Origin of the sequence: Nostoc sp. (assembly GCF_035638895.1) — a bacterium.
Classification (GTDB): Bacteria; Cyanobacteriota; Cyanobacteriia; order Cyanobacteriales; family Nostocaceae; genus Nostoc.
The window spans coordinates 1-6,377 of the sequence record NZ_DASQZC010000091.1; the positions used below are offsets into that span (position 1 = coordinate 1).

At 39.4% G+C, this 6,377-nt stretch carries 4 protein-coding genes; 3 read left to right on the plus strand and 1 reads right to left on the minus strand.

Annotated elements, in window-relative coordinates; genetic code table 11:
- Positions 1-1,083 precede the first annotated feature (1,083 nt).
- Complete coding sequence (locus VE944_RS03990) at positions 1,084-1,575, plus strand: hypothetical protein (RefSeq protein WP_324972608.1); 492 nt, start codon at positions 1,084-1,086, stop codon at positions 1,573-1,575.
- A 330-nt stretch (positions 1,576-1,905) separates the two neighbouring features.
- Here the strand turns inward: VE944_RS03990 and VE944_RS03995 are convergent, their stop codons facing one another.
- Positions 1,906-2,871 (minus strand): glycosyltransferase family 8 protein, encoded by a 966-nt coding sequence (locus VE944_RS03995; protein WP_324972610.1) that lies wholly within the window; start codon positions 2,869-2,871, stop codon positions 1,906-1,908.
- A gap of 594 nt (positions 2,872-3,465) precedes the next feature.
- Between VE944_RS03995 and pheT the strand changes: the two genes are divergently transcribed.
- Positions 3,466-5,916 (plus strand): phenylalanine--tRNA ligase subunit beta, encoded by a 2,451-nt coding sequence (gene pheT, locus VE944_RS04000; RefSeq protein WP_324972612.1) that lies wholly within the window; start codon positions 3,466-3,468, stop codon positions 5,914-5,916.
- A gap of 119 nt (positions 5,917-6,035) precedes the next feature.
- On the plus strand, positions 6,036-6,305 hold the full coding sequence (locus VE944_RS04005; protein WP_229493914.1) for a YciI family protein: 270 nt from the start codon (positions 6,036-6,038) through the stop codon (positions 6,303-6,305).
- Positions 6,306-6,377: the final 72 nt, after the last annotated feature.

The window sequence follows — 6,377 nt, forward strand, 5'->3', positions numbered from 1 at the left end:
GCCACCGGAGGCACCGCTACTATCTAAACTGCTGCCATCGGTGGACTGCCATTTGCCATCACTGAAAGAAAAATTTCCGTTACCAGATAAATTGTTGCTAGTACCTTGTGATCCAGCAGTTTGATTACTATTGTCAGAAGTTGCCATTAGAATTAAGCTCCTATTACTTGAACTGAAATTCCTCTATCAAAAGGAAGATAAATGATGTGAATGAAAGCATTTTTTGACTTTCATCTTCAATAAAGAAATACTAATAAAAACAGCAATTACTACCCTTAGCAAAACTATACAAAATTAGATTTATATTTCAAATGAACAAAATTTAGATTGGATTGCCGATTCTTTAGATTGGATTGTCTATTCTTTCGATATTGTTGAGGTAGATTTCAGGAAATTGCCTGATAATCCTTATGGTGAATACTTTAGAGGCAGCTTTTACAGTGATTTTCCGGCTCAAACAGAGCAAATTTACCTCTTGGGAGTTCTACAATACAATGCAATGTAATTACACTACAAAAACGAGTAAGGTCTGATTTTTGTAATCTATTGAATGATAAAATATTATTTGTGAGGTTTTATCGAGTTTTAAAGATTCAACTTCTGCGATCGCTAGAGCAAACGCATCTAAATTACTCTTAATGGCAACTAATATTAAGAACCAACGAAAAAATCAGCATTTATTATTTGATTACTTTCTATCAAAAGCATGTCTACGAAGGGCTACGCCTTGTAAAATCGTGGTCATTGCTCATCGCAGAAAGCTGGGCTTGTTGAGAACAGAGAAAAAATAATGTCCCTTTTACATAATGTAATAATTGCTCAACTATGGAGTAATAATGCTAAAAAGTAAAACTAGAGTGAATATTCCAGATAAATTAAGTAACGAATTCTTTGAAAAGCGCTATTGTGTTAAAGTTCTTGAAATCCGCGCAGCATCTTTTAGAGAAGTGCGATCTGCGCCTAAGCACAAAAGTTAGCTAATTAGATTTTATGTTTTAAAGCTTCACCTAGCAGAAAACAGAACAATTTATAAACCTGTTTTCTGGCTCAAATAATAAAAATTCCTACTATTGAGTATCAAAAATGAAAAGTGTAGTGAGCGCAGTTATATTAACATTTCTTGGTGGAGTAAATTGTCTTCCTACCTATGGACTCTTATCAAATATCAAACCTTCAAAAATAGAACTCCAATCAATTGTTCAAGATAATCATCAACAAGTGATGGCTATATCTGGAACTATAGATACTCAATTTTATCTTAAATATGGAAAGACAGCTTACCTTCGCACTGAAAATATTGAAATCAAATTTTCAAAAGTTATCCAGGATTCTAGGTGTCCAACTAAAGTAACTTGTATTTGGCAAGGGCAAGTTATTATTGGATTAGACATCATAAAAAATGGTAAGCAAGTTTCAACATTGATGCTAACCCTTATCCCAGGTAGTGATGCTTTACCAATTCAATTTTTAGATAAATATACGGTGACAGTAAAAGAGGTTTCCCCGTACCCACAGAGCGAAAAGGCGATCGCACTTAAAGACTACATTGTTAAAATTGTTGTTAGCAAACCTTAGATGACCAACCTCTGACACGCTTTTTTCTGAAACAAAACACTCGGTCTCGCTTGTGAAAAATCCGGGCGTATGTAGTTTAACGTCAAAATCAACCAAATAAAATAATGTCTTACTTCCCTGCGTAGATACATTCTCATTATTTACTTATTTTTACATTGCCAGCCTAACGTAGTAGGATTGTTCAAGTGAAAGGGTACGCCTTGCAGGACGAATAGCCATCGATCGCTAGTAGGCACCCTAAAATAATGACAAAACTGTTTACCCGCGCCGAATTACTGAAAATAATCTTTATGCATTTGACTTAAATTAACCACTCTGATAAGTTTTTTATTATGCTTTTAACAGTGATTTAATTCGCTGCTTTACCATATGATAAATGTTGTGTAAAAAAGCCATCCGCCTTTGCCTTTCTTTTTTTATAAATTGTTCAGCATGCCAATTAGACCAAATCGAATTATCAAGGTATTGAAAAAATAAATCTTTATCAGGATGCTTACAACTATTGTGCCAAGGCTTATCCCTAGTTGCAAAATGAATAACGTCAGGATTTTTAATTAGCTGATTGAATACATCTTCTGTAAACGGACTATCTTGCCAAGATGAATATTCAAACAAAAATGGCATTTGATTCCATCTAGGTTCAAGTTCTCCCCATTTTCCTGCAAGAATAGCGTTCATACCATCTTGATCGTACCACCGCACATACTGTTTATTTCTTGTCAAATACTCAATTATTTTTTCAAAAATCTTATCTTCCCGCCATTTTTTGAGATTCATTACTAGAACCCCGGAATTAAAGTATTTAGATTCTGGAGAAATGCCAAGATATTGATAATTGATCAGTCCTTTTGGCGAAGATACATAAGGCGCTCCCATATCCTGTGCTGCCAAAAGATAATATTCTCCAATATCAATATTCCATAATTCCTCTATATTTCCTTGTACAATCACATCGCTATCAATGTAAATTGCCTTATTAAATTGCTTTGGTAATAGTTGAGGAATTAAAAGCCGATAGTAAGCGGCAGTTGGAAAGATGGATGAAGTTGGGGCATTTTTGAAGTGCTGTTTTTTGGGGTTGAGCCAATTGATACTGACTTGCTCAGATTTTAAGTTTTTTGTAATTCTCTGTTTATTGAGTTTACTAATTCCACCATCAATAATATATAGAACTAACTTGTGTTCACTTTGGAAATTGGCAATAACTGAGCGGGTAGCCGATGCTATAGGCATAGAGAAGTTATCATCAGCAGCACAAACAAGAACAATTAGTTTTTCGTTTGATAGGATTGTCATTATTGCATTTTTATATAATTTAGATTTTTGCTAATTTATAGATGCAGATACTTTAACATAATTACCGTATAAAATAATCACCGTATAAATACTCAAAATAACGCCTGTTTCTGGGGATGATGCTTTACATATTCCCGTAATTCCGCTTCAGTTAATTGCTGATCATCTAAATTACTCATTGGATGATTTCCTCTCTGTTACTCAAAATTTCTACTTGAATAGTTTGACCTATTAGCACTACTATTCGGGAGCATCTCACTTTCGTAAAAAGCCTTGTAAAACCTCACCCCAACCCTCTCCGTGGGTTCGGAGAGGGAGCAAGAATCTTGTTTATATCTGGTATATTTGCAGCCACTGAGATGCTCCCTACTATTCTTTGCGATCGCGTGTCGTATCTGGTAAGCTCAATCCTTTGTAGAAGGTTACTTACAGCCAAAACGCCAAGAAAAGATTAGCATCAGAGATTGTTCTGCCAGTCTAACGTAGTAGGATTGTTCAAGTGAAAGGGTATGCCTTGCAGGACGAATAGCCATCGATCGCTAGTAGGCACCCTAAAATAAGAGCAAAAGACGATTCCTAAAACAAGCACATTCCATGCGTATTTCTCTAAATTGGCTGCGCGAACTAGTAGAGATAAAACTTAGTCCAGAAGAATTAGCCGAAACCCTGACAATGGCAGGGTTTGAGGTTGAAGAGATAGAAGACCGCCGCACTTGGGCAAATGGCGTGGTTATCGGGAAAGTGCTTGAGCGTCAACCCCATCCCAACGCCGATAAATTAAGTGTTTGCCAAGTCGATGTCGGTGCAGGTGAGACTTTAAATATTGTCTGTGGCGCTGCCAATGTGAAGGCAGATATCTATGTGCCAGTGGCAACTACGGGTACTTACTTACCCAACATCGATTTAAAAATTAAACCTGCAAAATTGCGTGGTGTCCCATCTCAGGGCATGATTTGTTCTTTAAAGGAACTCGGTTTACCCACCGATGTAGACGGAATTCATATTTTTACCCAGGAAAATTTACCATTGGGTAGTGATGTACGTCCGTTGTTGGGTCTAGATGATGTCATTTTAGACTTAACTGCAACTGCCAATCGCGCTGATGCTCTGAGCATGGTAGGCGTAGCACGGGAAGTAGCAGCTTTAACTGGTGGAAAGTTGAGCATTCCTGAACCCGGTGAAGTCTCTATTACCAAAAGTGCCGGAAATTTAGCTTTAAAAATTGCCGATACCCAAGCTTGTCCTGCATACATTGGTACAGTAATTGAACAGGTAAAAATTGCTCCGTCTCCTGAATGGTTACAACAGCGTTTACGCGCTGCTGGGGTACGTCCTATAAGTAATGTGGTGGATATTACTAATTACGTTTTGTTGGAATGGGGACAACCACTGCACGCCTTTGATTGCGATCGCCTAAAATCAGTTGCAAGTAGTGAAAATTTAACCATCGGCGTTCGCTTCGCCAATGCTGGAGAATCCCTCAAAACCCTGGATGGACAAACTCGCACCCTATCAACCCAAAATTTGTTAATTACCGCTAACGACAGACCCGTTGCACTGGCGGGAGTCATGGGTGGTGAAGAAACAGAAGTCCATCAAGGGACTCAAAGCCTAGTTTTAGAAGCAGCTTTATTTGATTCCGTAGCAATTCGCCGTTCTTCCCGCAGTGTTGGGTTAAGAAGTGAGGCTTCTGGCAGATATGAACGGGGAGTTAACCGGGCTGAGTTGGAAATAGCTAATCGCCGCGCCTTATCCTTAATTAGCGAATTAGCTAGCGGAATTCTTGTCCAGCAGCAAATTGCCGACACCCGCCCCGATCCTTCTACCTGGAGTCGTTCTATCGCCCTGCGTTTAGACCGCGTTAATCAAATATTGGGGCCGATAGATTTAGGAGAGGATACAGGTGAACTTCAAGAACAAGACGTTGAGCGCATCCTGACTGCATTGGGATGTAAGTTAACTTCTTCAGAAAAAGATACGAACCATCAACCTACATGGTCAGTTTCTGTTCCGCCCTATCGTTACCGCGACTTAGAGCGAGAAATTGACTTAATTGAAGAAATCGCCCGCCTCTATGGTTACAACAAATTCTGCGATACTCTACCAGAAAAAGCAGAAGCTGGTTATCTGCCTTTAGATGAGGAATTGATTCGCAAATTGCGAGCTTTCCTCCGGGCTGAAGGGTTGACAGAATTAATTCACTATTCTTTAGTCAAACCAGGAGAAGACAGAAACATAGTACTGTCAAACCCCTTATTTGTCGAATATTCAGCGCTGCGAACCGATTTGATATCTGGGTTAATTGATGCCTTTCAATACAATTTAGAGCAGGGTAATGGTGCCTTGAATGGTTTTGAAATCGGGCAAATTTTCTGGCAAGAAGAAGACGGTTTGCAAGAAACAGAAACCCTGGCTGGGATTGTAGGAGGGGATATTTCTGTTGGCAAATGGTCAAAAAGTGGACGCGAAGAACCCATTTCCTGGTTTGAAGCCAAAGGCATTTTAGAAAGTGTATTTCGGCAACTTGCGTTGCAGGTAGAATTCCAACCCGATTGCCGAGATAATCGCTTACATCCAGGACGCACCGCTTCCCTGTGGATTCGGGGTAACAGGCTGGGTATTTTTGGACAACTCCATCCCCAACTGCGACGAGAAAAAGGCTTACCAGATTCCGTTTATGTTTTCCAGTTGGATCTAGATGTGCTTTTAGATTCTCTGGGAGAAGATGAAGTTCTGGTTCCAACATTCCAGCCCTATTCTACCTATCCAGCTAGCGATCGCGATATCGCCTTTTTCGCACCCGTGAAAATCTCAGTTACCGAAATTCAAAAAGTAATTACCAAAGCGGGTAAAGATTTGCTCGAATCTGTGGAATTATTTGATGAATATCGCGGCGAAAATGTCCCCGAAGGACAACGGAGTTTAGCATTCCGCTTAATTTATCGGGCTAGCGATCGCACTTTGATTGAGGCTGAAGTCGAACCAGTACACAATAAAGTCCGCGAAGCTTTGGTGGAAAAATTCGGCGTAAATCTGAGAAGTTAGTCATTTGTCATTTGTCACTTGTCGTTTGTCATTTGCTAGGAGTGAGAAATTAATCATTTCTTACTCTCCGATGCACTGGCTGCAAAATCTAAAATCCAAAATCCAAAATAGTCTTAGCTATGCCTAAATATGTACTCTGGGGAACTTACTGCGAAGATGTTCTCGAAAAACGCGCCCCCCACCGTCAAGCTCATTTAGACGGATTAGCAAAACAAAAAGAATCCGGTGTGCTGATTACCATTGGCCCCACCAAAGATGTCACAAAAGTTTTTGGGATTTACGAAGCCGAAGACGAAGCCACCGTGCGCGAGTTAATTGAAAATGATCCCTACTGGAAAAATGGCATTTGGACTGAATATTCTGTAAAAGAATGGATTCAGGCTTTTTAAATTAAGTTTGGGGCATTGGGCATGGGAGAATTAGCATCAACGTTGAACCTCTGAGCATCAACGTTGAACCTC